The 25,219-nt window shown below is 38.7% G+C and carries 27 protein-coding genes (1 of these 27 cut by a window edge); 22 read left to right on the forward strand and 5 right to left on the reverse strand.

All coding sequences use genetic code 11. The features are described from left to right. The 4 genes in view from BQ2679_RS03230 to BQ2679_RS03245 are tightly spaced (at most 59 nt apart) and all read right to left on the reverse strand, a layout consistent with a single transcriptional unit that may run on beyond the window. Positions 1-144, reverse strand: partial view of a DUF3173 domain-containing protein gene (locus BQ2679_RS03230; RefSeq protein ID WP_000598356.1) — the 5' portion only. It extends 51 nt beyond the left edge of the window; 144 of the gene's 195 nt are visible here — the first part of the coding sequence; the start codon lies at positions 142-144; its stop codon lies off the left edge, out of view. Positions 145-203: 59 nt separating this feature from the next. Then, a complete protein-coding gene (locus tag BQ2679_RS03235; RefSeq protein WP_075566112.1) occupies positions 204-590 on the reverse strand; it encodes a hypothetical protein in 387 nt (128 codons plus the stop codon). 2 nt (positions 591-592) lie between these two features. Next, positions 593-1,789: a replication initiation factor domain-containing protein gene (locus BQ2679_RS03240; protein WP_075566113.1), complete on the reverse strand. Its 1,197-nt coding sequence runs from the start codon at positions 1,787-1,789 to the stop codon at positions 593-595. Between the two features lie 40 nt (positions 1,790-1,829). After that, positions 1,830-2,303 (reverse strand): hypothetical protein, encoded by a 474-nt coding sequence (locus BQ2679_RS03245; protein ID WP_061454679.1) that lies wholly within the window; start codon positions 2,301-2,303, stop codon positions 1,830-1,832. Positions 2,304-2,623: 320 nt separating this feature from the next. Between BQ2679_RS03245 and BQ2679_RS03250 the strand changes: the two genes are divergently transcribed. The 20 genes from BQ2679_RS03250 to rpmH all read left to right on the forward strand — a co-directional run bounded on the left by BQ2679_RS03250 (position 2,624) and on the right by rpmH (position 21,636). Further along, complete coding sequence (locus BQ2679_RS03250) at positions 2,624-3,070, forward strand: helix-turn-helix transcriptional regulator (RefSeq protein WP_006147801.1); 447 nt, start codon at positions 2,624-2,626, stop codon at positions 3,068-3,070. A gap of 252 nt (positions 3,071-3,322) precedes the next feature. After that, positions 3,323-3,994 (forward strand): CPBP family intramembrane glutamic endopeptidase, encoded by a 672-nt coding sequence (locus tag BQ2679_RS03255; RefSeq protein WP_075566115.1) that lies wholly within the window; start codon positions 3,323-3,325, stop codon positions 3,992-3,994. A gap of 198 nt (positions 3,995-4,192) precedes the next feature. Continuing rightward, positions 4,193-4,813: a tetratricopeptide repeat protein gene (locus BQ2679_RS03260; protein WP_075566117.1), complete on the forward strand. Its 621-nt coding sequence runs from the start codon at positions 4,193-4,195 to the stop codon at positions 4,811-4,813. A gap of 784 nt (positions 4,814-5,597) precedes the next feature. After that, positions 5,598-6,749 (forward strand): N-acetylglucosamine-6-phosphate deacetylase, encoded by a 1,152-nt coding sequence (gene nagA, locus BQ2679_RS03270; protein WP_075566119.1) that lies wholly within the window; start codon positions 5,598-5,600, stop codon positions 6,747-6,749. Between the two features lie 195 nt (positions 6,750-6,944). After that, a complete protein-coding gene (locus tag BQ2679_RS03275; protein WP_075566121.1) occupies positions 6,945-7,307 on the forward strand; it encodes a DUF1033 family protein in 363 nt (120 codons plus the stop codon). A 69-nt stretch (positions 7,308-7,376) separates the two neighbouring features. Continuing rightward, the gene (gene comGA, locus BQ2679_RS03280) at positions 7,377-8,318 is read left to right on the forward strand and encodes a competence type IV pilus ATPase ComGA (RefSeq protein WP_075566123.1); all 942 of its coding nucleotides are present in this window, start codon (positions 7,377-7,379) and stop codon (positions 8,316-8,318) included. Further along, entirely contained in the window at positions 8,266-9,282 is a 1,017-nt protein-coding gene (comGB, locus tag BQ2679_RS03285) for a competence type IV pilus assembly protein ComGB (protein WP_075566124.1), read from the forward strand. Before comGA ends, comGB begins: the two co-directional genes overlap by 53 nt. 252 nt (positions 9,283-9,534) lie before the next feature. After that, a complete protein-coding gene (gene comGC / locus BQ2679_RS03290; RefSeq protein WP_075566126.1) occupies positions 9,535-9,798 on the forward strand; it encodes a competence type IV pilus major pilin ComGC in 264 nt (87 codons plus the stop codon). After that, positions 9,761-10,195, forward strand: a complete 435-nt coding sequence (gene comGD, locus BQ2679_RS03295) for a competence type IV pilus minor pilin ComGD (RefSeq protein ID WP_075566128.1) — start codon at positions 9,761-9,763, stop codon at positions 10,193-10,195. The genes comGC and comGD overlap by 38 nt, the downstream gene beginning before the upstream one ends. Further along, the gene (gene comGE, locus BQ2679_RS03300) at positions 10,158-10,460 is read left to right on the forward strand and encodes a competence type IV pilus minor pilin ComGE (RefSeq protein WP_075566131.1); all 303 of its coding nucleotides are present in this window, start codon (positions 10,158-10,160) and stop codon (positions 10,458-10,460) included. The genes comGD and comGE overlap by 38 nt, the downstream gene beginning before the upstream one ends. After that, positions 10,423-10,884, forward strand: coding sequence for a competence type IV pilus minor pilin ComGF (comGF, locus tag BQ2679_RS03305; protein ID WP_075566135.1), 462 nt, complete (start codon positions 10,423-10,425; stop codon positions 10,882-10,884). The genes comGE and comGF overlap by 38 nt, the downstream gene beginning before the upstream one ends. Then, positions 10,862-11,299 carry a competence type IV pilus minor pilin ComGG gene (gene comGG / locus BQ2679_RS03310; RefSeq protein ID WP_075566137.1) on the forward strand — a complete coding sequence of 146 codons (438 nt, stop codon included), beginning with the start codon at positions 10,862-10,864 and terminating at the stop codon, positions 11,297-11,299. The genes comGF and comGG overlap by 23 nt, the downstream gene beginning before the upstream one ends. Positions 11,300-11,357: 58 nt before the next feature. Then, complete coding sequence (locus BQ2679_RS03315) at positions 11,358-12,059, forward strand: histidine phosphatase family protein (RefSeq protein WP_075566139.1); 702 nt, start codon at positions 11,358-11,360, stop codon at positions 12,057-12,059. Between the two features lie 189 nt (positions 12,060-12,248). After that, positions 12,249-13,955, forward strand: coding sequence for an ABC transporter ATP-binding protein (locus BQ2679_RS03320; protein WP_075566141.1), 1,707 nt, complete (start codon positions 12,249-12,251; stop codon positions 13,953-13,955). A 1-nt stretch (position 13,956) separates the two neighbouring features. Further along, a complete protein-coding gene (locus tag BQ2679_RS03325; protein ID WP_075566143.1) occupies positions 13,957-15,723 on the forward strand; it encodes an ABC transporter ATP-binding protein in 1,767 nt (588 codons plus the stop codon). 135 nt (positions 15,724-15,858) lie between these two features. Next, positions 15,859-16,548 carry a gamma-glutamyl-gamma-aminobutyrate hydrolase family protein gene (locus tag BQ2679_RS03330; RefSeq protein ID WP_075566145.1) on the forward strand — a complete coding sequence of 230 codons (690 nt, stop codon included), beginning with the start codon at positions 15,859-15,861 and terminating at the stop codon, positions 16,546-16,548. 175 nt (positions 16,549-16,723) lie between these two features. Then, complete coding sequence (locus BQ2679_RS03335; RefSeq protein WP_075566146.1) at positions 16,724-18,073, forward strand: glucose-6-phosphate isomerase; 1,350 nt, start codon at positions 16,724-16,726, stop codon at positions 18,071-18,073. Between the two features lie 129 nt (positions 18,074-18,202). Continuing rightward, positions 18,203-19,663 carry a glutamate--tRNA ligase gene (gltX, locus tag BQ2679_RS03340; RefSeq protein ID WP_075566148.1) on the forward strand — a complete coding sequence of 487 codons (1,461 nt, stop codon included), beginning with the start codon at positions 18,203-18,205 and terminating at the stop codon, positions 19,661-19,663. Between the two features lie 479 nt (positions 19,664-20,142). Continuing rightward, positions 20,143-21,357 carry a pyridoxal phosphate-dependent aminotransferase gene (locus BQ2679_RS03345; protein ID WP_075566154.1) on the forward strand — a complete coding sequence of 405 codons (1,215 nt, stop codon included), beginning with the start codon at positions 20,143-20,145 and terminating at the stop codon, positions 21,355-21,357. A gap of 144 nt (positions 21,358-21,501) precedes the next feature. Continuing rightward, positions 21,502-21,636 (forward strand): 50S ribosomal protein L34, encoded by a 135-nt coding sequence (rpmH, locus tag BQ2679_RS03350; RefSeq protein ID WP_000831905.1) that lies wholly within the window; start codon positions 21,502-21,504, stop codon positions 21,634-21,636. 182 nt (positions 21,637-21,818) lie between these two features. Here the strand turns inward: rpmH and BQ2679_RS03355 are convergent, their stop codons facing one another. Then, the gene (locus BQ2679_RS03355; RefSeq protein WP_075566156.1) at positions 21,819-23,663 is read right to left on the reverse strand and encodes an APC family permease; all 1,845 of its coding nucleotides are present in this window, start codon (positions 23,661-23,663) and stop codon (positions 21,819-21,821) included. Between the two features lie 156 nt (positions 23,664-23,819). Between BQ2679_RS03355 and BQ2679_RS03360 the strand changes: the two genes are divergently transcribed. Both BQ2679_RS03360 and rnmV read left to right on the forward strand, forming a co-directional pair. Then, positions 23,820-24,596 (forward strand): TatD family hydrolase, encoded by a 777-nt coding sequence (locus tag BQ2679_RS03360; protein WP_075566158.1) that lies wholly within the window; start codon positions 23,820-23,822, stop codon positions 24,594-24,596. Next, positions 24,593-25,156: a ribonuclease M5 gene (gene rnmV, locus BQ2679_RS03365; protein ID WP_075566165.1), complete on the forward strand. Its 564-nt coding sequence runs from the start codon at positions 24,593-24,595 to the stop codon at positions 25,154-25,156. Before BQ2679_RS03360 ends, rnmV begins: the two co-directional genes overlap by 4 nt. Positions 25,157-25,219 lie beyond the last annotated feature (63 nt).

Genomic DNA, 25,219 nt, shown 5'->3' on the forward strand with positions numbered 1-25,219 from the left:
TGGAATAGTACCAATCCGTTTGTTATCGTAGATATTAAAACCACGATTCACTAATAGTAATTTGCCAGTATGGATAATCTTTCTTGCAGTTCCTGGAGCAAATCCAAGTTCGATAAGGTCATCTTTTGTTACAGTTTTAATCATGTGATCTCCTTTTCTAATTAGATTAAGTAAGGGGAGGATTAACTCCCCTTGTCTAATACTTATTTTTGTTTTACATCTACTAAATGGATAGCATCCGCCTTGTAATACATTGTAGAACTAATCATAGTGGCTTGTAAATTGTCAAATGTGACTGGTACTTGATCCATTGCTTGGATATAGTCATTATCAACCAAGGCATCTGGATTGTCTACTGAGACTTGGGTTGATTTCTTTTTGAATTGTCCATCCTTGATTGTTACATTGTATTTCCAACCAATGATTTTATCGGTATTAAAACGTCTTTCACTACCATCTCGGTTTTTGATAATTTCTCCGTTTGCATCTGCTCGGACTTCCGTTTCAAATTTTGGAATGACTTCATCCAATTCAAATTTTGTTCCAATGTTATTAAAATTCCAGTCATTTTGTGAGAGCATTTTTGCCATATTTAATTTCTCCTTTTGATATTTTCTTTGATTGTGGGGATCAAATCCTCTCTTTTAAAGAGAATTGCTCTTTCTATTAATCCACTTGCTAAATCTGGTGGATATTCCATATTGTTGAGTGCGAGATAGTTAGATTTCTCATACTCATGCAGTAAGTTATTGTCGTATAGAAACTTATACGCTTTTAGAATAGCTCCAGAACCTTTATAGGTAAACCATTCTAATTTTTGTTCTAGTTCTGTTTTTGGTTTTGAAATAATGATAGAGACAGGTTTTGAGTGACCTAAAAACTTTTCCCAAGATCTCAAAGGTTTTGAGAAGTGACTATCACTATAGAACCTCACTTTTTCTTTGAGATATCCCTTGGTAAAGTTGAGAAGATCTATTTCCGAATCCAACCATTCTTGAATGAAGTAGTGAGCTTTTTCTTTCCTAAGTTCTAACTCAGTTCTTATCCAATTTTCTATATACCGCTTGCTGATACCGAGCTTCTCAGCTCGTTCTAAGCGCTTATCGTAAATTCTAAGTCTTTCATCATCATTTGGTTTTCTTAAATATAAGGTCTGACCGATTGTTTCATCTCCATAGGTATTGTAGTAGGTGCTTTTTCCATATATAAAGCGTTTCTTCTGACAGATCTTTAGAAGTTGATTAGGAGTGAAATAGGGTGTTTCATTAAAATCATCTATTGCAATATCAATTCGTCTGATTGAAAAACGATTGTAATTGTAGTAGAGGTTGTCCAGAAACTGTCTTTCGGATAGACTATTTGGATCTAATATCATATCTCTATAGAATTCAAGTGCCTGTCCTGACATGACAAGCATGTAGGACGACTCTTTCGATCCATAGTAGATACGGATATTCCCATAATGAAGCTGGCTATCATAGTTATAGTATTTAAGGCTCCCCTTATTCTCAATAAATAGGTCAAAGTCAAGAAATAGGATATCTTCGATTATTTCTTTTGGCGAAAATTCAGTCTTATCAAACTGAATTTGAATCCAGTCAAATACAGAACGTAAATGCTCATTTTTTGCCATAGATTTTGATTCAACTTTTTGCCTAATTTTGCCACCCTTAAAAACTCCAAAACCCTTGGTAATACTGAATTTTTTCGATGGTACACCTAACTTGCAGAGGGTGGTGTTACTACACACCCTATCGGTCAAAAATGGTCCGTCCGCATCTACGCTCATTTTCGGCTTTCTGCCTCATGGCTCAGCCGAAAACTCGCTATTAGCCGAACCTATTTTTTGACCTCTTGTTAACAAACCCTAGTAAGCCGGTTTGCATCGACTCTTCAATATCTTGGATTTTCTTTTTTAGGTTGGAATTCTCAATTTTTATCAGTCGCATTTCTCGCTTAAATTCCTGTTTTAAGGCGCTCAGTTCATCGTAGAGCTCATCTATTACTTGGTCAAGGGATTCTTGTTCATTGTCTGCTAGACTCCCAAATACGGCTTGTATAGCCTCTTTTAGACCTATTTCAAGTTTTAGTTTAGCTAACTTTTGAAATTGTCTAAGGTCTTCGTCTGTAAAGTCATAGGCAACTGTATAACTTAATTGATGAGTTCTTGGGTTTCTACTGATAGGAATTTTAATTTTCTTAAATTCCTTGCCACTTATCTCTTTAATCAGTTGGATCCAATTTTTAAGAGTAGAGGTAGAGTTTAGGCCAGAAATTTGATTGACTAACTCTTTATTGGTCATCTTTTTGTGAAACCTCCGAAATTTTCTTGTGCAACTGAAGAGTTTTCTGTGGTATAATTGTTACATAATATGTTTTGATCTTGGAACGAACGGCACATTTGTTTCAAGATTTTTTTATTTTGTCGAATCTTACCTCCTTTATTAAAATTTTTTAAATCGACTACTAGTTACATACGCTTTTACCTCCTTTTATGCTATAATATTCTCAATGGAATATTTAATCTTAAAATAAATATTCCTTATGGAATAATTCTATTTTATACCGTTTAGAATATTTTGTCAAGCAAAAATATACGAATAAGAATATCTATAGGAGAATTATGTATACAGAGGATTATAAATTTTCAGAGAGGTTAAAAACTCTCAGAAAATCAAAAAAGTTAACTCAAGTACAAATATCGGAATTAATTGGAGTTCAACAAGGGACATATTCTCGGTGGGAGAATGGAACGTTAGAACCAGGATTAGAATTCGTTGTGAAATTAGCAAATATCTTTGGTACTACTACAGATTATTTGCTGGGACAAAAACCTTATTCAATTATCAGTAGTTTACCTCTAGAACAATTAGATCTTACCAATATTGCAAACTTTTCAAAGGATGAGTTTGATATTTTGAAACATTCAATAGCAGTTTCGGTGGCAAGAAATAAAATAAAGGCAACAGAACTAAAAGATAGAGTTATAGAAAAAAATCAGTTGTCAGAAAAAGATGCAGAACTTTTGAATAAGATTTTTGAAGAAGTTAAAACTTATTGGGAAAAATAGGAGGACGCTAGTCTTCAAAATTTCCTCCCAAAATGTGTCTAAAATATTGACATGATTTAATATATTAAATATAATAGGTTAGGAAAAACATGATATTACAAAAACAGCGAATTGTTGAGTGTGTAACTTTGCTCGTGAAATCCTAGAAATCTTTTGGAGACCGTTTTTTAAGTCTTGAATTGTGCACCTAGTTTGACAATTCAGGACAAATGAATAACCATGTCGCCCTACTAAAGTTGAGGAGAAATATTTATGCCTGATTTTGCTAAAATAGATAAAAAGTCTGTATATACTACGATCATTGGTTTGTTTCTAATGGCAGTATTGTCTTTGACAAAGATAATACCTGAACTTTCTTTGTCAGGTCTCACTGTACTGATTGGTATTCTCTTTTTCTTTGTTCTTGAACATTTTGATAAAAAATCACATATAGAATCAGGTTTGCGCTTTAAATCATTTTTCGATGATCTGAAAAAACAAGGGGTAATTCTTTTGGTCTTGCTTCCTGTAGGAACCGCTGCAGCAACTTTGCTTATCGGCGATATGATATTTAAGGGCGCTTTTGCTAGTCATGTTTTGGGAAGAACGGATGGTATGTTATCCTTCGATAAAATACCGCTCCTTATGGTTCAAATAGTAATCGCAGCCTTAGGGGAAGAAATTGCATGGAGAGGTTTCTTTCTTGGTAAGTCAATGAGAATTATACCATTTTGGCTTTGTGCCATTCTATCTTCTTTATTGTTCGCGATAGCCCATATTTCTAGTGGAAGCGTTGGGCTTGTAAGCTACGATATTTTCATGATTTTTGTTGATAGTATTATCTATGCAATGATTTATAAAAAGTCTGGGAATTGTTTGATTTCTACACTTTCTCATATTCTTGGAAATGCAACAGGAATTCTTTTGCTAATGATGTATAGCTAGACAGATTTTAATGTTATCTAGATAATAAAGGATTTTCATTATAGGGAGGAAATGGTCGCTATCAGCAAAAGTGGGCTAGATGACTTGATTTATAAAAGTATGGTTTATTTGATTAAGTCTCAATAGGTAGAGATTAGTATATTCTTGTTGAATAATTTTATTTAATGAAGGTTGTTTATAGTTGAAAGGGGAAAATAGATGGTTTCTAAACTTGATACAGCTTGGGACTTGTTTCTGAAGGGAAAAACATCAGAAGCTAAAAAGTTGGTTGAACAAGATTTTTCCATTGATACCTGTACAGATTTTAGCCTTTTAAATCTGATGGGGTATTTATTATTGGCAGAAAAAGACTATGCCTCGTGTACTCGTATCTTTGAGAAATACATTTTATTAGCTCAACAAAATGAAGATAAAGAAAATGAACACATTGGATTACATCAATTAGCTATGATCTACAGAGATCAGGGTGATTTTCATAAGGCTTTAAAACTCATTGAAGACGAAGAGAAGATAGTTGAAGAGTATTTTCCAAACGATAATCTAAAGAAAGCTGTGAATAACTACGAACAAGGCTATGTGAGATTTAAATTAAACAACCTTGATGAAGCTCTTACATTCATGAATCTGTCATTGGAACAATCTTTAGAGACTGATGATGTGATTTCTCAAGCTTGTAGCTATAGAGGGTTAGGTGAAATCTATTTAGCCTTGGAAGATACGGAATTATCCAATAGATATTTCAAACGAGCTATAGAACTTTTCGAAAGTGTTGAAGAGTTTGAAGGGATAAAGGAAATTGAGGAATTGATTAACGAATGATTTTACATTTAGTTTTTGTTCTTAGTTTGCCTAAATAAAAAGTTTTAATATGCTATAAATCATGTATTTGATTAAGGGTGATAAGATGAGAGGTTGTGCTAGAAATGGAATTTCTATTTATTTTAATTATTTATATACCTTATTTCTTTTATTTAAATTGGAAGGATAAGCCTAAACAAAAAAATAAGTCCTTTTGCTATCTTTATAAGTTTTACATGATTTACTTGTGGTTTATCCTCATAATTTCCATAATGGCTATCGGTATTTTTTCCCTTGGAGTACTAGCTGTTAGAGGCGAAATACTTACGTTTGGTTTCTTTGTTTTATCTTTTTTAGGTATATTTCTATTTAGTTTATTTATTTTTAGTATTCTAAAAGAGATAAAGGACTTAAAGCAAATAAAAGATAAAATAAATAGATAGACGTAATCTAATTTGAATTGTCTTTATCTGGACTATACATCCGTATCTTGAACAGGTTACCAAAAAGTTACTAAAATTTGAAAAATGAGTCTATTTTGCAAGATTCAAAAGTCCTAAAACCCTATTAAATCAAGGATATAAGATTTAAAAAGTGTATTCATAGAACTCAAAATCCAGTGTCCGCAAGGACGTGCCGGTTCGACCCCGGCCGCCGGTATAGTATTACAGACAAGGTACATCCTTGTCTTTTTTTATAATTTTTTTATTTCAAATAGGTCTAGACCATTTACAAATTCTATAGAAAGGTTTATAATGTAATTGTCATAATAAACGAAGTATAATTTTAAAAGGGGGTTAGTATTATGCCAAAGTATATTAAAGCAGATCAATTCTTTTATCCACATGGTATTCGCCGTGGTGGTTATTTGGAGCTTATTGATGGAAAATTTGGTAAACATGTTGAAGAGTTACCTGATGGTGTCGAAGTTATTGATTATACTGGATACAGTGTTGCTCCGGGTCTTGTAGATACCCATATTCACGGATTTGGCGGTGTCGATGTTATGGATAATAATATTGAAGGAACACTGCATACGATGAGTGAGGGTCTCCTTAGTACTGGTGTTACGAGTTTCTTACCAACTACACTTACTTCTTCTTACGAGCAATTACTTGCGGTGACTGAAAATATTGGGGAACGTTACCAAGAGGCTAGTGGAGCTAAGATTCGTGGAATCTATTTTGAAGGACCATATTTTACAGAAGAATTTAAAGGTGCTCAAAACCCTGCTTATATGAAGGATCCACGTATGGATGAGTTTCGAGCTTGGCAGAAGGCTGCTAATGGTCTTCTAAATAAAATTGCTTTGGCACCTGAACGTGAAGGGGTTGAGGACTTTGTTCGTACTGTAACTGGAGAAGGTGTAACTGTTGCTCTGGGGCACTCCAATGCCACCTTTGATGAGGCTAAGAAAGCCGTTGATGCGGGAGCAAGTGTTTGGGTTCATGCTTATAACGGGATGCGTGGTCTAACACATCGTGAATTGGGTATGGTTGGTGCCATGTATCAACTTCCTCATACTTATGCAGAGCTTATTTGTGACGGTCATCACGTTGATCCTAAGGCTTGCGAAATTCTACTTAAACAAAAAGGTATTGAAAATATTGCTCTGATTACTGACTGTATGACAGCTGGTGGTTTGCAAGATGGTGACTACATGCTTGGAGAATTTCCGGTTGTAGTTGCAAATGGAACTGCTCGTTTGAAATCTTCCGGGAACTTGGCAGGCTCTATTCTTAAGTTGAAAGATGGTTTGAAGAATGTAGTTGAATGGGGAATTGCTAATCCACATGAAGCTGTTATGATGGCCAGCCTTAATCCAGCTAAGTCAGTAAATATCGATGATGTATGTGGACAAATTCGAGAAGGCTATGATGCTGACTTCATTGTTCTGGATAAAGATTTGGAATTGGTGGCAACCTACCTTGATGGTGAAAAACGTTATCAAGCATAAGAATAAGCAGAAACTGGTTTACAGTTTCTGTTTTTATTTTTTTAAAGAAAAGAGAGAATCCTTTAACATTTTTTGATTTTAAATACATGTATGTCTTTTTATTATGGAAATGTCAGACTATTCGTGAAAATAAGCAAATTTCTTTCATTGTTCTTAAAATTTCGCTATAATATACGATACAAAGGAAATGAAACTATGTATCGAGTTATAGAAATGTACGGAGATTTTGAACCTTGGTGGTTCATAGAAGGATGGGAAGAAGACGTCATTAGTAGTAAGAAATTTGAAAATTACTATGATGCCTTGAAGTATTATAAATCTTGCTGGTTTGAACTGGAAAAGAAAATTCCACTATATAAAAGTCGAGGAGACTTAATGACCATATTTTGGAATCCGGAGGATAAGCGTTGGTGTGAGGAATGTGATGAATTTCTGCAGCAATATTATTCCTTGGCTTTACTGGAAGATGGTCAAGTTATTCCGGATGAAAAATTTCGACCTGGATATGAAAAACAAACAGGTCTTGAAGCTCACAGAACTTGTCACATTAAAAAATGATGAACAACTTTTTAAAGAAGTTGTTCTTTTTTTATATTTTCTTCGAATAATAAGAATGAGGAGGAAGATATGGTACAAGAACTTGCGCAAGAATTAATTACTCTTGCAAAGAAAAAAGGGGCCCAGGATATCTATTTCGTTCCCAAAGATAGGGTGTATGAGGTACATATGCGAATTGGTGATAAAAGATGTTTGATTGATTCTTATGACTTTGATAAGCTAGGTGCTGTTATTAGTCATTTTAAATTTATTGCGGGTATGAATGTTGGAGAAAAGCGTCGTAGTCAGCTTGGGTCCTGCGATTATCAGCATAATGGCAAGGTTTCTTCACTACGCTTATCGACGGTAGGAGATTATCGTGGTCATGAGAGTTTAGTTATTCGTCTTTTGCACGATGAAGAACAAGAGTTGCGCTTCTGGTTTCAAGACCTTAAGGAACTGGAAAAGGGCTTTAGGCAACGCGGTCTTTATCTTTTTGCAGGCCCTGTAGGAAGTGGGAAAAATACCTTAATGCATGAATTAGCTAAGTCATTGTTCAAGGGACAACAAGTCATGTCCATTGAGGACCCAGTCGAGATTAAGCAAGAAGAGATGCTGCAATTACAACTCAATGAAGCTATTGGACTGAGTTATGAAAACTTGATAAAACTTTCTTTGCGACACCGCCCAGATCTTTTAATCATTGGAGAAATCCGGGATAGTGAGACGGCACGAGCAGTTGTTAGGGCTAGTTTGACGGGTGCTACAGTATTTTCGACCATCCATGCCAAGAGTATTCGAGGAGTTTATGAACGTCTCCTAGAATTAGGGGTCAGCGAGGAAGAATTAGCGGTGGTTTTACAAGGTGTTTGCTACCAGAGACTAATCGGGGGAGGAGGAATTATTGATTTTGCAAACCAAAATTATTCAGAACACCAGGCAGAAAAGTGGAATGAGCAAATTGATCAGCTTCTTAAAGATGGACATATCACTGCCCTTCAAGCTGAAACGGAGAAAATTAGCTACCAGTAAGCAGAAGAAAATTATCACTCTCTTTAACAATTTGTTTTCTAGTGGTTTTCACTTGGTAGAAATCATTTCCTTTCTTGATAGAAGTCTTTTGTTGGAGAAGGAATATGTTTCACAGATGCGCCTAGGACTATCGAAAGGAAAATCTTTCTCGGAAATGATGGGGAATTTAGGTTTTTCGAGTGCGATTGTCACTCAACTTTCATTGGCTGAAGTTCATGGAAATCTCCATTTGAGTTTGGGGAAAATTGAAGAATATTTGGATAATCTTGCTAAGGTCAAGAAGAAGTTAATTGAAGTTGCAACCTACCCAGTTATTTTGCTAGCTTTCTTATTGCTTATAATGTTAGGGTTGCGAAATTATCTCTTGCCCCAACTGGATAGTAGTAACATAGCTACCTTAGTGATTAGTAACCTGCCACAGATTTTTCTTGGGCTTGTTCTAGCGTTAGGTTTACTATCTTTAACAGGTCTGATTTTCTACAGGAAATCTAAGAAGATACAAGTCTTTTCTTATCTGGCTAGGATCCCCTTTTTAGGTGTGTTTGTTCAGTATTATCTAACTGCCTATTATGCTCTGGAATGGGGAAATATGATTGGACAAGGTTTAGAGTTGGCACAGATTTTCCAGATGATGCAAGAGCAAGGGAATCCTCTTTTTAAGGAAATTGGATACGATTTAGATCAATCTTTGCAAAATGGGCATGAATTTTCTAAGGTTGTTCAGACCTATCCCTTCTTTAGAAAGGAGTTGGGATTAATCATTGAATATGGAGAGGTTAAATCCAAGTTAGGAAGCGAATTGGAAATCTATGCGGAAAAAACCTGGGAATCCTTCTTTACCCGAGTCAATCGGGCCATGAACCTTGTTCAACCACTGGTCTTTATTTTTGTAGCCCTGCTAATCGTTTTATTGTACGCAGCCATGTTGCTGCCAATGTATCAAAATATGGAGGTAAATTTTTAGATGAAAAAAATGATGATGAAATTAAAAGAAACGAAGGCAAAAGCTCTTACACTGGTAGAAATGAGGGATAGTAAAATTATTGATTTTTTAAGAAAATAAAGAAAATAGCACACCTTGATTTGAAATGAGGGATAGTAAAATTATTGATTTTTTAAGAAAATAAAGAAAATAGCACACCTTGATTTGAAATGAGGGATAGTAAAATTATTGATTTTTTAAGAAAATAAAGAAAATAGCACACCTTGATTTGAAATGTTGGTGGTATTGCTTATCATTAGCGTCCTACTCTTGCTGTTTGTGCCAAATCTTACTAAGCAAAAGGATGCAGTCAATGATAAGGGGAAAGCAGCTGTCGTCAAGGTGGTAGAAAGCCAAGCAGAACTGTATAGTCTGGATAAAAATGAAGATGCTAGTCTAGGTAAATTACAGGCAGATGGACGCATTACTGCTGAGCAAGCAAAATCCTATAAAGAGTATCATGCCAAGCAAAATAAGAGTCAGTCAGTTGCAGATTAGGGCCTTTACCATGCTAGAAAGTTTATTGGTCTTAGGAATAGTCAGCCTGTTAGCCTTGGGCTTGTCGAGTTCAGTTCAATCAACTTTTGCATCTGTGGAAGAGCAAATTTTCTTTATGGAGTTTGAGGAACTTTATCGAGAAACCCAGAAGCGAAGTCTGGCTAGTCAGCAAAAGATGAACTTAATGCTAGAAGAGAGAAGTATTGGGAATGGCTATCAGAAACTAGCCATCCCTAAAGGAATTCAATTGCAGTCCAATCAGTCAATTACATTTGATAAGGCTGGAGGGAATTCCTCTCTAGCCAGTGTCCGATTTCGCACAAGGAAAGAAGTGGTTCGCTACCAATTATATTTAGGAAATGGAAAAATTAAACGCATTCAAGAAGCAAAAAATTAAGGCAGTTATTTTACTGGAAGCAGTGATTTCACTAGCCATTTTTACCAGTACAGCAACCCTCTTGCTGGGACAAATTCAAGAAAGTAGAAAAAGAGAAGTAGAACTTCTAAAACAGGAAGAAATTTTGCGAGTGGCTCGTATAGCTTTGCAGACTGGACAAAAGCAGTTAACTGTCAATGGACTTACGGTTCATGTTGTCTCGAATGAGCGAAGTTTGGAGGTGTACCATGGAACGGAGAAATTACTGGCGATTCAAGACAAGTAGGGTCAGAGCTTTTACACTTTTAGAATCCTTGGTTGCCCTTATCGTTATTAGTGGTAGCTTGCTTCTTTTTCAAGCTATGAGCCAACTCTTGGTTTCAGAAGTTCGCTATCAGCAGAGAAGTGAGCAAAAAGAGTGGCTCTTATTTGTGGATCAGCTGGAAGGAGAGCTGAATCGAGCCCAATTTGAAAAAGTGGAGAATGATAGGCTTTACCTCAAACAGGACGGCAAACCCATTTCCATGGGTAAATCAAAGTCAAATGATTTCCGGAAAACAGATGCTAGTGGACGTGGTTATCAACCCATGGTCTACGGTCTAAAATCAGCTCGAATTCAAGAAAAAGGGCAGGAGCTGCACTTTCACTTTCAGTTTGAAAAGGGACTAGAGAGGGAATTTATCTATCGTGTTGAAAAAGAAAAAAGTTAGAGCAGGAGTTCTCCTATACGCTATCACTATTGCTGGAATTTTTAGTCTTTTGTTGCAGTTTTATCTAAATCGGCAAGTAGCACATCATCAGGATTATGCCTTAAATAAAGAAAAACTTCTTGCATTTGCTATGGCTAAGAGAACCTATGAAAAAGCTTCTTCTGAAAATGGAGAGCAGTCATTTAATGTAGGGAAGTCAACTTATCGAAATGACGAAAAATTCTTCACAACGACTATTGACACAGGAAAAAATAAGTTTGAATTTCACTTTTCTCCTTTTAAAAAAACCGGTCAAAAGTCTGAGAAAACAGAAAACAAGTCCAAAGAAGGAAATGAGGAGAAAACAGAAGAAGGGAGCAAAAAAGAGACTGCTAGGTCTTCCAAATTAGCACCTTCAAAGAACAGCACAGAGTAGTTTGGACGAGGTTTTTACCTGAAATCATGCTATAATAGATACATATGGAGGACGGAAAATGGCAAGTGTAAAATTGTATCTAGTGCGTCATGGGAAAACAATGTTTAATACGATTGGGCGTGCTCAAGGCTGGAGTGATACTCCTTTAACAGCTGAAGGTGAGCGAGGTATTCACGAATTGGGAATTGGTTTGCGTGAGTCAGGCCTAAAGTTTGAGCGTGCTTATTCAAGTGACTCAGGACGTACCATCCAGACTATGGGAATTATCCTTGAGGAACTAGGTCTGACAGGGCAAATTCCTTATCGTATGGATAAGCGAATCCGTGAATGGTGCTTTGGTAGTTTTGATGGTGCTTATGATGGGGACTTATTTATGGGGATTATTCCTCGTATCTTCAACGTTGATCATGTTCACCACTTGTCTTATGCAGAACTTGCAGAAGGTTTAGTCGAGGTTGATACTGCAGGCTGGGCTGAAGGTTGGGAGAAACTAAGTAGTCGTATCCGTGAAGGTTTTGAAGCCATTGCCAAGGAAATGGAGGAACAAGGTGGTGGCAATGCCCTTGTAGTCAGCCATGGAATGACTATTGGTACCATTGTTTATTTAATTAACGGCATGCATCCGCATGGTCTTGATAATGGAAGTGTGACGATTCTTGAGTACGAAGATGGTCAGTTCTCAGTCAAGATTGTTGGGGACTGTAGCTACCGTGAAATTGGACGAGCTCAATTAGACGAGCAAGCTAGTTCAGAACAATAAAATTCAGCACTAAATGTAGAAGAATTTTTAAAGGATTGATAGAATGCTAATGTCGTGTTTGCACAAGCTTCTGAGAGCTGAGTGCTTTGACAATAGCATTCTTTTTTGTTAGAATAGTATCAACATGAAAGCATAAGAAGGGACTGACAGAATTGTCGTCCCCTTTTGTCTATCTTATAAGGGGGAAATATGCTGTTTCAGAAAATAAAAGCCTATAAATGGCAAGCCCTGGCTTCTTTGATTATGACAGGTTTAATGGTAACGAGTTCACTCTTGCAACCACGTTATTTGCAGGAGGTTTTAGAGGCACTGCTAACGGGCGATAATGAAGCTATTTATACTATCGGTTTTTGGTTAATTCTTGTTGCCTTGATTGGTTTGGTTGCAGGTGGGATCAATGTAGTGTTAGCAGCTTACATTGCTCAAGGAGTTTCGTCTGACTTACGTGAAGATGCCTTTCGTAAGATTCAAACTTTTTCATACGCCAATATTGAGAAGTTTAATGCAGGGAACCTCGTTGTGCGTATGACCAACGATATCAATCAGATTCAAAACGTCGTTATGATGACCTTCCAAATCCTCTTTCGACTACCGATTTTATTTATTGGTTCCTTTATATTAGCCGTTGTCACTCTGCCTTCGCTGTGGTGGGTGCTGGTTCTTATGGTCGTTTTGATCGTCGCTATGACAGGTCTTATGATGGGGATGATGGGACCGCGCTTTGCAAAATTCCAGACCTTATTGGAGCGTATCAATGCCATTGCTAAAGAAAATTTACGTGGTGTGCGCGTGGTTAAGTCTTTTGTTCGAGAAAAAGACCAGTTTGCTAAATTTACGCAGGTATCAGATGAATTGCTGGGAGAAAACCTTTATATCGGTTACGCCTTTTCTATCGTTCAACCTGTAATGATGATGATTTCATACGGGGCTGTCTTTCTTTCAATTTGGCTTGTAGCAGGTATGGCAGAGTCAGATCCATCAGTAGTTGGTTCCATTGCTTCCTTTGTAAACTACCTGAGTCAGATTATCTTTACCATCGTCATGGTTGGATTTTTGGGGAACTCAGTCACTCGTGCCATGATTTCCCTCCGTCGTATTCGTGAAATCCTTGATACAGAACCGGCTATGACCTTTGAGGATGTGGACGATGAAGAATTGGAAGGAAGTCTCAGTTTTGAAAATGTGACCTTTACCTATCCAAATGATGAAGAGCCTATCCTAAAAGATGTATCCTTCGATATCGCAGCTGGTGAAATGGTTGGGGTTGTCGGAGCAACTGGTGCAGGGAAATCAACCTTGGCTCAGTTGATTCCACGATTATTTGATCCTCAGCAAGGTTCGATCAAGATTGGTGGAAAGGACATTCGGACAGTTAGTGAAGGGATGCTTCGTAAGACAGTTTCTATCGTCCTACAAAGAGCCATTCTCTTTAGTGGAACCATCGCAGATAATCTCAGACAAGGTAAGGGAGATGCGACAGTTTCAGAAATGGAACGCGCGGCTCGCATCGCCCAGGCCAGTGAATTTATTAGTCGTATGGACTTGGCCTTTGAAAGTCCGGTTGAGGAACGTGGGACTAACTTTTCTGGTGGACAAAAACAACGAATGTCTATTGCGCGTGGGATTGTCAGCAATCCTCGTATCTTGATTTTTGATGATTCAACCTCTGCCCTTGATGCCAAATCGGAACGTTTGGTTCAAGAAGCCCTCAACAAGGATTTGAAGGGGACAACTACGATTATCATCGCGCAAAAGATTAGCTCTGTTGTACATGCCGATAAAATCTTAGTGCTTGACCAAGGGCGTTTGATTGGTCAAGGCAAACACGCTGACTTGGTTGCAACAAACGCAGTTTATCGAGAAATTTACGAAACGCAAAAAGGAAAGGAGGAGTAGGATGAAGACATTTCGATTCTTTTGGAACTATTTTAAAGTTTATAAGATATCCTTTATCGTTGTCATTGCTATGATTATCATTGCAACGATTGCACAAGCCCTCTTTCCAGTATTTGCAGGTCAAACAGTCACAGAACTGGCTAATTTGGTTATAGCTTATCAAAATGGAAATCCTGATATGGTTTGGCAAAGTCTATTAGGACTCCTAATCAATCTTGCTTATATTTTGATTGTGCTAGTGGTGTCGAGTCTTATCTATATGGTTTTGATGAGCCGTATCATTGCCGAATCGACAAATGAGATGCGTAAGGGACTTTTTGGCAAGCTTTCTCGCTTGACTGTTTCCTTCTTTGACCGCCATCAAGATGGTGATATCCTGTCACGTTTTACCAGTGATTTGGATAACATCCTACAGGCTTTCAACGAAAGTTTGGTGTCTGTTATGACCAATATTGCCCTTTATATTGGTTTGTTGATTGTCATGTTCGCAAAAAATGTGACCTTGGCTTTGATTACGATTGCTAGCACTCCGATAGCTGTTATCATGTTGATTGTCATTTTGAAATTGGCAAGAAAATATACCAATCTTCAGCAAAAAGAGGTTGGGAAGCTCAACGCCTACATGGATGAGAGTATTTCAGGTCAAAAAGCCGTTATTGTTCAAGGCATTCAAGATGATGTGATCGCAGGTTTTGTTGAGCAAAACGAGCGTGTCCGTAAAGCAACCTTTAAGGGCAGACTGTTTTCTGGAATTCTCTTTCCTGTCATGAACGGAATGAGCTTGGTCAATACAGCTATTGTTATTTTTGTCGGTTCAGCTGTCTTACTGAATGATAAGAACATCGAGACAGCAACTGCTCTGGGTTTGATTGTCATGTTTACCCAGTTTTCTCAACAGTATTATCAACCCATTATCCAATTAGCGGCGAGCTGGGGAAGTTTGCAACTGGCCTTTACAGGTGCAGAACGTATCCAAGAAATGTTTGATGCAGAAGAAGAAGTTCGCCCCCAAAATGCTCCAGCTTTCAAAGAATTACGAGAGGGTGTGGAGATTCGTAACGTGGACTTCTCCTACCTGCCAGGGAAACCAATTCTAAAAGATGTCAGCATTTCAGCTCCAAAAGGGAAGATGATTGCAGTGGTTGGGCCAACAGGGTCAGGAAAAACGACCATCATGAACTTAATCAATCGTTTTTATGATGTGGATGCAGGAAGTATCCGTTTTGATGGTAGAGATATCCGAGAATTTGATTTGGATAGCTTGCGAAGCAAGGTGGGAATTGTCTTGCAGGATTCAGTTTTATTTAGCGGAACCATCCGAGACAATATTCGCTTTGGTGTCCCTGATGCTAGTCAAGAAATGGTAGAAGCGGCAGCTAAGGCTACACACATCCATGACTACATCGAAAGCCTGCCAGATAAGTATGATACTTTGATTAATGATGACCAGAGCGTCTTCTCAACTGGCCAAAAACAGTTGATTTCCATTGCTCGAACCCTGATGACAGATCCCCAGGTCTTGATTTTAGATGAGGCAACTTCTAACGTGGACACTGTAACCGAAAGTAAGATCCAGCATGCTATGGAGGCGATTGTAGCAGGAAGAACTAGTTTTGTGATTGCCCATCGCTTGAAGACCATTCTCAATGCCGATCAGATTATCGTTCTCAAAGATGGTCAAGTCATTGAGCAAGGAAATCACCAGAAATTGCTGAAACTTGGTGGATTCTACGCAGAATTGTATCATAATCAATTTGTATTTGAATAAACAGAAGGTTGTCCTAGACTAGGGCAACTTTTTCTGATAAAAGAAACCTATCACAGTCTTTTAAAATACATATTAGACAGGAAGGAGTTGGAGTGATAAGATAGATTTATCAAAGGAAATTGAAAGGAAAACAGTATGGCGAGAACGGTTGTTGGAGTAGCTGCGAACCTATGTCCTGTGGACGCAGAAGGAAAAAATATTCATTCATCAGTCTCTTGTAAATTTGCTGAGAGTATTCGTCAGGTTGGCGGACTTCCTTTGGTCATTCCGGTTGGTGATGAGTCGGTGGTCCATGACTATGTAGAAATGATTGATAAGCTCATCTTGACTGGGGGACAAAATGTTCATCCTCAGTTTTATGGTGAGGAAAAAACAATTGATAGCGACGACTATAACCTAACTCGCGACGAGTTTGAGATAGCTCTTCTACAAGAAGCCTTGCGTCAGAACAAGCCAATCTTAGCCATTTGCCGTGGCGTTCAGCTTGTCAATGTTGCCTTTGGTGGGACACTCAATCAGGATATTGAAGGTCATTGGCAAGGTCTACCTTTTGGGACTTCACATTCTATTGAGACAGTGGATGGCAGTGTAGTGTCTAAATTATTTGGTAAAGAAAGTCAGGTTAATTCAGTGCATCGTCAGAGCATTAAAGATCTGGCACCCAATTTCCGTGTGACGGCTGTGGATCCACGTGATCAAACTGTTGAAGCAATTGAATCCATTGATGAGCACCGTATTATTGGTCTTCAGTGGCATCCAGAGTTTCTAGTCAATGAAGAAGATGGCAATTTAGAATTATTTGAGTATTTATTAAATGAATTATAATGACTAGAATCCTAGTCGTTTTTTTCGTAGGGTTTAATTCTTCAAGTTTTTTTATTTTGTAAGATTTTACGCAAACGTTTGAATTGTGATAAAATTTGAGGAAATTCAGTATAAAAACTTGAAAAAATTGCTGGTAAGCGTTATGATAGTAAAGAAGAAATTATGGAGGAATAACATGTCACATATTAAATTTGATTATTCAAAAGTGTTAGATAAATTTGTAGCTCCGCATGAAGTGGAATACATGCAAGCACAAGTAACAGCAGCAGACGAATTGATCCGTAAAGGAACTGGTGCTGGTAGCGACTTCTTGGGTTGGTTGGACCTTCCTGAAAATTACGACCGCGAAGAATTTGACCGTATCTTGAAAGCTGCTGAGCAAATCAAAGCAGACAGCGATGTTTTGGTGGTTATCGGTATCGGTGGATCTTACCTTGGAGCAAAAGCTGCCATTGACTTCTTGAACCACCACTTTTCAAACTTGCAAACAAAAGAAGAACGTAAAGCACCACAAATCCTTTACGCTGGGAACTCAATCTCATCAACATACCTTGCTGACTTGGTAGAGTATGTTGCAGATAAAGAGTTCTCAGTAAACGTGATTTCTAAATCAGGTACAACAACTGAACCAGCGATTGCATTCCGTGTCTTCAAAGAACTTTTGGTTAAGAAATACGGTCAAGAGGAAGCTAACAAACGTATCTACGCAACAACTGACCGCCAAAAAGGTGCTGTTAAGGTTGAAGCAGATGCTAACGGTTGGGAAACATTTGTTGTTCCAGATGATATCGGTGGACGCTTCTCAGTATTGACAGCAGTTGGATTGCTTCCAATCGCTGCATCAGGTGCAGACATCAAAGCCCTTATGGAAGGTGCGAATGCTGCTCGTAAAGACTACACTTCAGATAAGATTGCTGAAAATGAAGCTTACCAATATGCTGCAGTGCGTAACATCCTTTACCGTAAAGGCTATGCAACTGAAATCTTGGTAAACTACGAGCCATCGCTTCAATACTTCTCAGAATGGTGGAAACAATTGGCTGGTGAGTCAGAAGGGAAAGACCAAAAAGGGATTTACCCAACTTCAGCTAACTTCTCAACAGACCTACACTCGTTGGGTCAATTTATCCAAGAAGGAACTCGTATCATGTTTGAAACAGTTGTCCGCGTTGACAAACCACGTAAGAATGTGATTATCCCTACTTTGGAAGAAGACCTTGACGGACTTGGCTACCTTCAAGGAAAAGACGTTGACTTCGTTAACAAAAAAGCAACTGACGGTGTTCTTCTTGCCCACACTGACGGTGACGTGCCAAACATGTACGTAACTCTTCCTGAGCAAGACGCCTTCACTCTTGGTTACACGATCTACTTCTTCGAATTGGCTATCGCCCTTTCAGGTTGCTTGAACGCTATCAACCCATTTGACCAACCAGGTGTTGAAGCATACAAACGAAATATGTTTGCCCTTCTTGGTAAACCAGGATTTGAAGAATTGAGCAAAGAACTTAATGCTCGTCTATAATTGACTAAAAAGAGTGGATTTACCACTCTTTTTGCTATTTCTTGAAAAGAGAAATTGGACTCTGGCAAGACTTGTGATATAATATAGAGAGCAAAAAGGCAGACGCCTAGAGACTTTATAGGAGAAGATATGTCAAAAGATATTCGTGTGCGTTACGCACCAAGTCCAACAGGACTATTACACATCGGTAATGCCCGTACAGCATTGTTTAACTATTTGTATGCACGCCACCATGGTGGAACTTTTATCATCCGTATCGAAGATACTGACCGCAAACGTCATGTCGAAGACGGAGAACGTTCACAGCTTGAAAACCTTCGTTGGTTAGGCATGGACTGGGATGAAAGTCCAGAAACTCATGAAAACTACCGCCAGTCTGAGCGTTTGGAACTCTATCAAAAATATATCGACCAACTCTTAGCTGAAGGAAAAGCCTACAAATCTTACGTTACAGAAGAAGAATTGGCAGCAGAACGTGAACGTCAAGAAGCAGCCGGTGAAACGCCTCGCTACATCAACGAATACCTTGGTATGAGTCAAGAAGAAAAAGCAGCTTACGTTGCAGAACGTGAAGCAGCGGGGATTATTCCGACGGTTCGTTTGGCAGTGAATGAGTCTGGTATTTACAAGTGGCATGACATGGTCAAAGGTGATATCGAATTTGAAGGTGGCAATATCGGTGGTGACTGGGTCATCCAGAAGAAAGATGGTTACCCAACATACAACTTTGCCGTTGTCATCGATGACCACGATATGCAAATCTCTCACGTAATCCGTGGGGATGACCACATTGCCAATACACCAAAACAGCTTATGGTTTATGAAGCACTTGGATGGGAAGCACCTGAGTTTGGTCACATGACCTTGATTATCAATTCTGAAACTGGTAAGAAGTTATCTAAACGTGATACTAACACCCTTCAATTTATCGAAGATTACCGTAAGAAAGGGTACCTTCCAGAAGCAGTCTTTAACTTCATCGCCCTTCTTGGATGGAATCCTGGTGGGGAAGACGAAATCTTCTCTCGTCAAGAGCTTATCAAGCTCTTTGATGAAAACCGCCTCAGCAAATCTCCAGCGGCTTTTGACCAGAAGAAACTAGACTGGATGAGTAATGACTACATCAAGAGAGCTGACTTGGCAACTATCTTTGAAATGGCCAAACCATTCCTTGAAGAAGCAGGACGATTGACTGATAAGGCTGAGAAATTAGTAGAACTCTACAAACCACAAATGAAGTCAGTGGACGAAATTGTTCCATTGACAGACCTTTTCTTCTCAGACTTCCCAGAATTGACAGAAGCTGAACGAGAAGTCATGGCTGGTGAAACAGTGCCGACTGTACTTGAAGCCTTTAAAGCCAAACTTGAAGCTATGTCAGATGATGAATTTGTAGTAGAAAATATCTTCCCACAAATCAAAGCAGTTCAAAAAGAAACAGGTATCAAAGGGAAAAATCTCTTCATGCCAATCCGTATCGCTGTTTCAGGTGAAATGCATGGTCCAGAATTGCCAGATACCATCTATTTACTTGGACGTGAAAAATCCATCCAACACATCGAAAAAATGTTGGCAGAGATTGCAAAATAGTAGATAAAAAGAGCTCAAGTATTGAGTTCTTTTTATCTGCATGCTTATTTGAAAATGCAAAAATTTTAGTGTATAATGTTAAATATCAGAGCAGGGGAAGAAGCCAGAGATATGGGAAAATTCTTTACAATTAGACTCGAATTAGCCCAGACATCTTTTATGTTGTTTGTTGAGTCAACTTATTTTTTCTTTGCGTTTTGCTGAGCACAGGAAGAGATTCCTGAGTTTCTGCAACTATCATCCATTATCAAGCCTTCCTTATCGGTTCAAAGGAGTTTTTATGTATTCTTTAAATGCAGATTGTCTATTTTTGGAGGACCATATTTACTCTAACTTCTCCTAGTTTAAAGAAAAAGAATCGATTTTGCTCTGTTTACCTTGTGTTATGCAAGGTTTTTTTGTGGATTGAAACTCGGAAATTTACGATTTCAATATCTAGTGGTATAATATTAAGTATCCTGATGAATAGAGGAAGTCACATGAAAGAATTTAATAAATCCATCAAATTAGAACACGTAGCATATGATATTCGTGGTCCAGTTCTCGAAGAGGCTATGCGTATGCGAGCAAACGGGGAAAAAATCCTTCGTTTAAATACAGGGAATCCTGCAGAGTTTGGTTTCACAGCTCCTGACGAAGTTATTCATGACTTGATTATGAATGCGCGTGATAGTGAAGGTTATTCAGATTCAAAAGGGATTTTCTCAGCTCGTAAGGCTATTATGCAGTACTGCCAATTGAAAAAAATTCCAAATGTTGGTATTGAAGATATTTATGTAGGAAATGGTGTCAGTGAGCTAATCGTTATGTCTATGCAAGGACTTTTGGATACTGGTGATGAAGTTTTAGTACCAATGCCTGACTATCCATTATGGACTGCAGCTGTCAGCTTGGCTGGAGGAAATGCTGTTCACTATATCTGTGATGAAGAAGCTGAATGGTATCCAGACCTGGAAGATATTAAGTCTAAGATTAGTTCAAATACCAAGGCTATTGTCTTAATCAACCCAAATAATCCAACAGGAGCCCTATATCCTAAAGAACTTTTACTAGACATTATCGAGATTGCTCGCCAAAATGACTTGATTATCTTTGCGGATGAAATCTACGATCGTATGGTTATGGATGGCCTTGTCCATATACCAGTTGCAAGTTTAGCTCCAGATCTTTTCTGTGTCAGCATGAATGGTCTTTCAAAATCTCACCGAATCGCAGGTTTCCGTGTAGGTTGGATGGTCTTGTCTGGACCTAAACGTCATGTAAAAGGATACATTGAGGGTCTCAACATGCTCTCTAACATGCGACTCTGTTCTAACGTTTTAGCTCAACAGGTTGTTCAAACTTCATTAGGTGGTCACCAATCGGTTGATGAACTGCTTCTTCCTGGTGGTCGCATCTATGAACAAAGAAACTTTATTTATAATGCTATTCAAGATATCCCTGGTTTATCAGCTGTTAAGCCAAAAGCGGGTCTTTATATCTTCCCTAAAATCGACCGCAATATGTACCGCATCGATGACGATGAACAGTTTGTCCTAGATTTCTTGAAGCAAGAAAAAGTACTCTTGGTACATGGACGTGGCTTTAACTGGAAAGAACCAGACCACTTCCGTATTGTTTATCTCCCTCGTGTGGATGAATTGGCACAAATCCAAGAAAAGATGACTCGTTTCTTGAGACAGTATCGTAGATAAGGCTTTCATGGGAAAAAGCTGGAAACATTTGCTCCAGGCTATTGACAAATGAATCAAAATCATATAGAATAGTAAAGTATGTTTAGTAACTGATCACTTTATAGCCGGCTAAACGAATACAAAATCTATGAGGAGGTATTCATCGTGAAACGTACTTATCAACCAAGTAAACTACGTCGTGCGCGTAAACACGGATTCCGTAACCGTATGTCAACTAAAAACGGTCGTCGCGTATTGGCAGCTCGTCGTCGTAAAGGACGCAAAGTTTTGGCTGCATAATCCAAACGAATGAAATAAAGAAATCAGTAGGAACTCGAGCCTACTGATTTTTCTTTTATCTAAAAGATAGAATTTTCTAAAGTCATTGGTCGAGAATGGAAATTTTAGAAGATATATTGGAAATAACACATATAGAAAAAGCTCAAGATCAGAAGATAATTTCTCTGATTTTGAGCTTTTCTTTATTCTTTCAAATGATATGAATAGCTAGCAACGACGACATCTTCGTGCCATCTGAGAGCATATTTTAATTTAAGGCTCATTTGATTGTGGAGGATATTTTGCCAAGGTTTGTTAGGGATAAATTGGGGTACTAGAACTGTAACCGTGTAGTTCTTTTTCTTGGCTTCTTGAGAAATCTTTCGAACATATCGAACTGTAGGTGTGATAATATCGCGATAGCTGGTATTAATGTTTTTTAGAGTAATATTTGGGAAGTAGTCGGAGAATTCTTGGAGGATTTCTTGGTCTTTTTCTTCGGTCTCCTTGGTAGAAATGTGCATGGCCAAAACTTCATCTCCTATGCTTTGAGCGTAATTAATCGCTCCGACGCTTACTCGAGTAACATTTCCCACTAAGACAAGGACGACATTGCCGTCGTAGGTTTTCTTTTGAATTCCTTCATAAAGTCGAAGTTGTTTGGCTACTTTTTGGTAATGACTGTGGATGGACAGAAATAGGAAGGTTAGGACCAGGATAATTGGGAAGAATGGCCAGATATCTCCAAGCCTGAAGAGGAGTAGAATAAGGACGATGGCGTAACAAATGATAGCGCCGAGGATATTAGCAAAGGCAGATTTTAAGAAATGAGAGCCTTTTTCTTTTTTCCAGTGGCGAATCATCCCTGTTTGAGAAAGTGCAAAAGGAACGAAAACTCCGATAGTATAGAGAGGAATCAAGCGTTCTGTATTTCCGTTAAAAATGAGCAGAAGAATCATAGCACCAAAGGCTAGTGTTAAGATACCGTTTGAGTAACCTAGGCGGTCCCCCTTCTCCATAAAGAGATGGGGCATGTACTTGTTCTTAGCCATATTGTAAGCCAACATTGGAAAGGCTGAAAAACCAGTATTTGCAGCGACAGCTAGGATTAGGGCTGTTGAGAATTGGAAGAGATAATAAACAATCTGACCGAGAGCTGAATCCCCTAAAATCCCTTTAGCCATTTGTGAGAGGATTGTTTCTCCGTGTTGAGGTGTAATGCCCATCCAGTAGTTTAAGAAGGTAATCCCTGCAAATAGAAATCCGAGAATCAGAGACATGATGGTCAGTGTCTGAGCAGCGTTCTTCTCTTTGGGAGTTTTGAAAAATGGAACGGCATTTGAGATGGCTTCAACCCCTGTTAGTGAAGCCGAACCGCTGGTAAAGGCTCTTAAAATTAGGACAATTGAGAGACTTGGGACAGTTTGACCAATTGCAGAAGTTGCATGATAGCTGAGAGAACCTGTCAACAGTTGGAAGATACCAAACAATAAGAGGAAGACGGTACTAAAGATAAAGAGATAGACAGGGATCATCAGAGAACTGGCGGATTCCTTCAAACCTCGTAGATTTAAAAGCATGAGCAAACATACTAGAAAAATGGAGATGTGGAGGTTATAGGGGTGGAGGGCAGGAAGTGCGGCAGTGATAGCGTCAGCGCCTGCAGCCACTGATACGGCTACTGTTAGCATATAGTCAACAAGCAGACTTCCCCCAGCAATCAAACCTAACTCAGGGGAGAGGTTTTCTCGAGTAACCATATAGGCACCTCCACCTTGAGGGTAGGCATGGATGATTTGTCTATAAGAAATGGTCAGGCTAGCTAATAGTAAGAGGACAAAAATGCCGATAGGAAGACTCCACCAGATAGCAAGCGGAGAAAGGCTGGCCAAGACGAGAACTACCTGTTCAGGTCCGTACGCAATAGATGATAGAGCATCGCTTGATAGCATTGCGAGTGCCTGTGTTTTTCCAAGTAGTCCTCCCTCGCCTTCAGTTAAGGACTTAAGGGGACGACCAATAAAGGTATATTTTAGTTTTGTAAACATTTTCTTTCCTTTTCTGAAAAATTTCAACAAGAGTTATTATACTGCTATGAAAAAAAGCCGTCAAGAAAAAATGAATGATTTCAAAATATTTTTTCCTATAAGGATGAGACTAGTTTTTTTGGTATAATAGAAGGTAGAAAAAACGAGGAAATATAAATGATTTTTGATACTCATACACATTTAAATATAGAAGATTTTGCAGGAAGAGAAGATGAAGAATTAGCCTTGGCTGCTGAAATGGGCGTGACTCGGATGAATATCGTGGGTTTTGACAAACCGACTATTGAGCGTGCTCTTGAACTAGTGGACAAGTATGACCAACTCTATGCGACGATTGGCTGGCATCCGACAGAGGCAGGAACCTACACAGAGGAAGTTGAGTCTTACTTGCTAGAAAAACTAAAACATCCTAAAGTTGTTGCCTTGGGTGAGATTGGTTTGGACTATCATTGGATGACAGCGCCTAAAGAAGTGCAGGAACAAGTTTTCCGTCGTCAGATTCAGCTATCTAAGGAACTGGACTTACCTTTTGTAGTTCACACCCGTGATGCGCTAGAAGACACCTATGAGATTATCAAGAGTGAAGGAGTTGGTCCTCGTGGTGGCATCATGCACTCCTTCTCAGGTTCTCTAGAGTGGGCTGAGAAGTTTGTGGAGTTAGGTATGACCATTTCATTTTCCGGGGTGGTGACCTTTAAAAAAGCGACAGACATTCAGGAGGCTGCAAAAGAGTTACCTTTGGATAAGATTTTGGTAGAGACAGATGCACCTTATCTAGCCCCTGTACCCAAGCGTGGTCGCGAAAACAAGACAGCTTACACGCGCTATGTAGTGGACTTTATCGCCGATTTGCGTGGCATGACGACAGAAGAATTGGCAGCAGTGACAAGTGCCAATGCAGAAGGCATCTTTGGATTGGAAAGTAAATCATGAAAGAGAAAATTTCCCAAGTCATCGTAGTTGAAGGACGCGATGATACGGCCAATCTTAAACGTTATTTTGATGTAGAGACCTATGAGACTCGTGGCTCGGCTATCAATGAACAGGACCTTGAACGAATCCAACGTCTACATGAACGCCATGGGGTGATTGTCTTTACAGATCCTGATTTTAACGGGGAACGCATTCGTCGGATGATTATGACGGCAATTCCGACAGTCCAACACGCCTTTCTCAAACGTGACGAGGCCGTGCCTAAGTCCAAGACCAAGGGACGTTCGCTGGGAATCGAGCATGCCAGCTACGAGGACTTGAAAACAGCACTAGAACAAGCCACTGAGCAGTTTGAAGTAGAAAGCGACTTTGATATTAGCCGTAGTGACTTGATTCGTCTTGGTTTTCTAGCCGGAGCAGATAGCCGAAAACGCAGAGAATATCTAGGAGACTGTCTTCGTATCGGTTATTCCAATGGGAAACAACTCCTTAAACGTTTAGAATTATTTGGGATCAGTTTAGCTGAAGTTGAAGAAGCTATGAAATCATATGAGAATTGAGAAACTCCCCCAAAATGTGGAGGGAATGTGATACAATAGAAGTAATCATATACGGTTTAATCA

This window comes from Streptococcus timonensis, from assembly GCF_900095845.1.
Taxonomy (GTDB): domain Bacteria; phylum Bacillota; class Bacilli; order Lactobacillales; family Streptococcaceae; genus Streptococcus; species Streptococcus timonensis.

What these genes read in the sequence shown, in the direction of transcription:
- comGB (WP_075566124.1), top strand. Translation starts at nt 8,266, where the DNA reads ATGGACATATCACTGCCCTTCAAGCTGAAACGGAGAAAATTAGCTACC.
- BQ2679_RS03330 (WP_075566145.1), top strand. Translation starts at nt 15,859, where the DNA reads ATGGCGAGAACGGTTGTTGGAGTAGCTGCGAACCTATGTCCTGTGGAC.
- BQ2679_RS03275 (WP_075566121.1), top strand. Translation starts at nt 6,945, where the DNA reads ATGTATCGAGTTATAGAAATGTACGGAGATTTTGAACCTTGGTGGTTC.
- gltX (WP_075566148.1), top strand. Translation starts at nt 18,203, where the DNA reads ATGTCAAAAGATATTCGTGTGCGTTACGCACCAAGTCCAACAGGACTA.
- comGC (WP_075566126.1), top strand. Translation starts at nt 9,535, where the DNA reads ATGTTGGTGGTATTGCTTATCATTAGCGTCCTACTCTTGCTGTTTGTG.
- comGE (WP_075566131.1), top strand. Translation starts at nt 10,158, where the DNA reads ATGGAAAAATTAAACGCATTCAAGAAGCAAAAAATTAAGGCAGTTATT.
- comGD (WP_075566128.1), top strand. Translation starts at nt 9,761, where the DNA reads ATGCCAAGCAAAATAAGAGTCAGTCAGTTGCAGATTAGGGCCTTTACC.
- BQ2679_RS03345 (WP_075566154.1), top strand. Translation starts at nt 20,143, where the DNA reads ATGAAAGAATTTAATAAATCCATCAAATTAGAACACGTAGCATATGAT.
- BQ2679_RS03260 (WP_075566117.1), top strand. Translation starts at nt 4,193, where the DNA reads ATGGTTTCTAAACTTGATACAGCTTGGGACTTGTTTCTGAAGGGAAAA.
- BQ2679_RS03325 (WP_075566143.1), top strand. Translation starts at nt 13,957, where the DNA reads ATGAAGACATTTCGATTCTTTTGGAACTATTTTAAAGTTTATAAGATA.
- BQ2679_RS03360 (WP_075566158.1), top strand. Translation starts at nt 23,820, where the DNA reads ATGATTTTTGATACTCATACACATTTAAATATAGAAGATTTTGCAGGA.
- BQ2679_RS03315 (WP_075566139.1), top strand. Translation starts at nt 11,358, where the DNA reads ATGGCAAGTGTAAAATTGTATCTAGTGCGTCATGGGAAAACAATGTTT.
- BQ2679_RS03250 (WP_006147801.1), top strand. Translation starts at nt 2,624, where the DNA reads ATGTATACAGAGGATTATAAATTTTCAGAGAGGTTAAAAACTCTCAGA.
- comGF (WP_075566135.1), top strand. Translation starts at nt 10,423, where the DNA reads ATGGAACGGAGAAATTACTGGCGATTCAAGACAAGTAGGGTCAGAGCT.
- BQ2679_RS03320 (WP_075566141.1), top strand. Translation starts at nt 12,249, where the DNA reads ATGCTGTTTCAGAAAATAAAAGCCTATAAATGGCAAGCCCTGGCTTCT.
- BQ2679_RS03355 (WP_075566156.1), bottom strand. Translation starts at nt 23,663, where the DNA reads ATGTTTACAAAACTAAAATATACCTTTATTGGTCGTCCCCTTAAGTCC.
- BQ2679_RS03245 (WP_061454679.1), bottom strand. Translation starts at nt 2,303, where the DNA reads ATGACCAATAAAGAGTTAGTCAATCAAATTTCTGGCCTAAACTCTACC.
- BQ2679_RS03335 (WP_075566146.1), top strand. Translation starts at nt 16,724, where the DNA reads ATGTCACATATTAAATTTGATTATTCAAAAGTGTTAGATAAATTTGTA.
- nagA (WP_075566119.1), top strand. Translation starts at nt 5,598, where the DNA reads ATGCCAAAGTATATTAAAGCAGATCAATTCTTTTATCCACATGGTATT.
- BQ2679_RS03240 (WP_075566113.1), bottom strand. Translation starts at nt 1,789, where the DNA reads ATGAGCGTAGATGCGGACGGACCATTTTTGACCGATAGGGTGTGTAGT.
- comGA (WP_075566123.1), top strand. Translation starts at nt 7,377, where the DNA reads ATGGTACAAGAACTTGCGCAAGAATTAATTACTCTTGCAAAGAAAAAA.
- rnmV (WP_075566165.1), top strand. Translation starts at nt 24,593, where the DNA reads ATGAAAGAGAAAATTTCCCAAGTCATCGTAGTTGAAGGACGCGATGAT.
- BQ2679_RS03235 (WP_075566112.1), bottom strand. Translation starts at nt 590, where the DNA reads ATGGCAAAAATGCTCTCACAAAATGACTGGAATTTTAATAACATTGGA.
- BQ2679_RS03255 (WP_075566115.1), top strand. Translation starts at nt 3,323, where the DNA reads ATGCCTGATTTTGCTAAAATAGATAAAAAGTCTGTATATACTACGATC.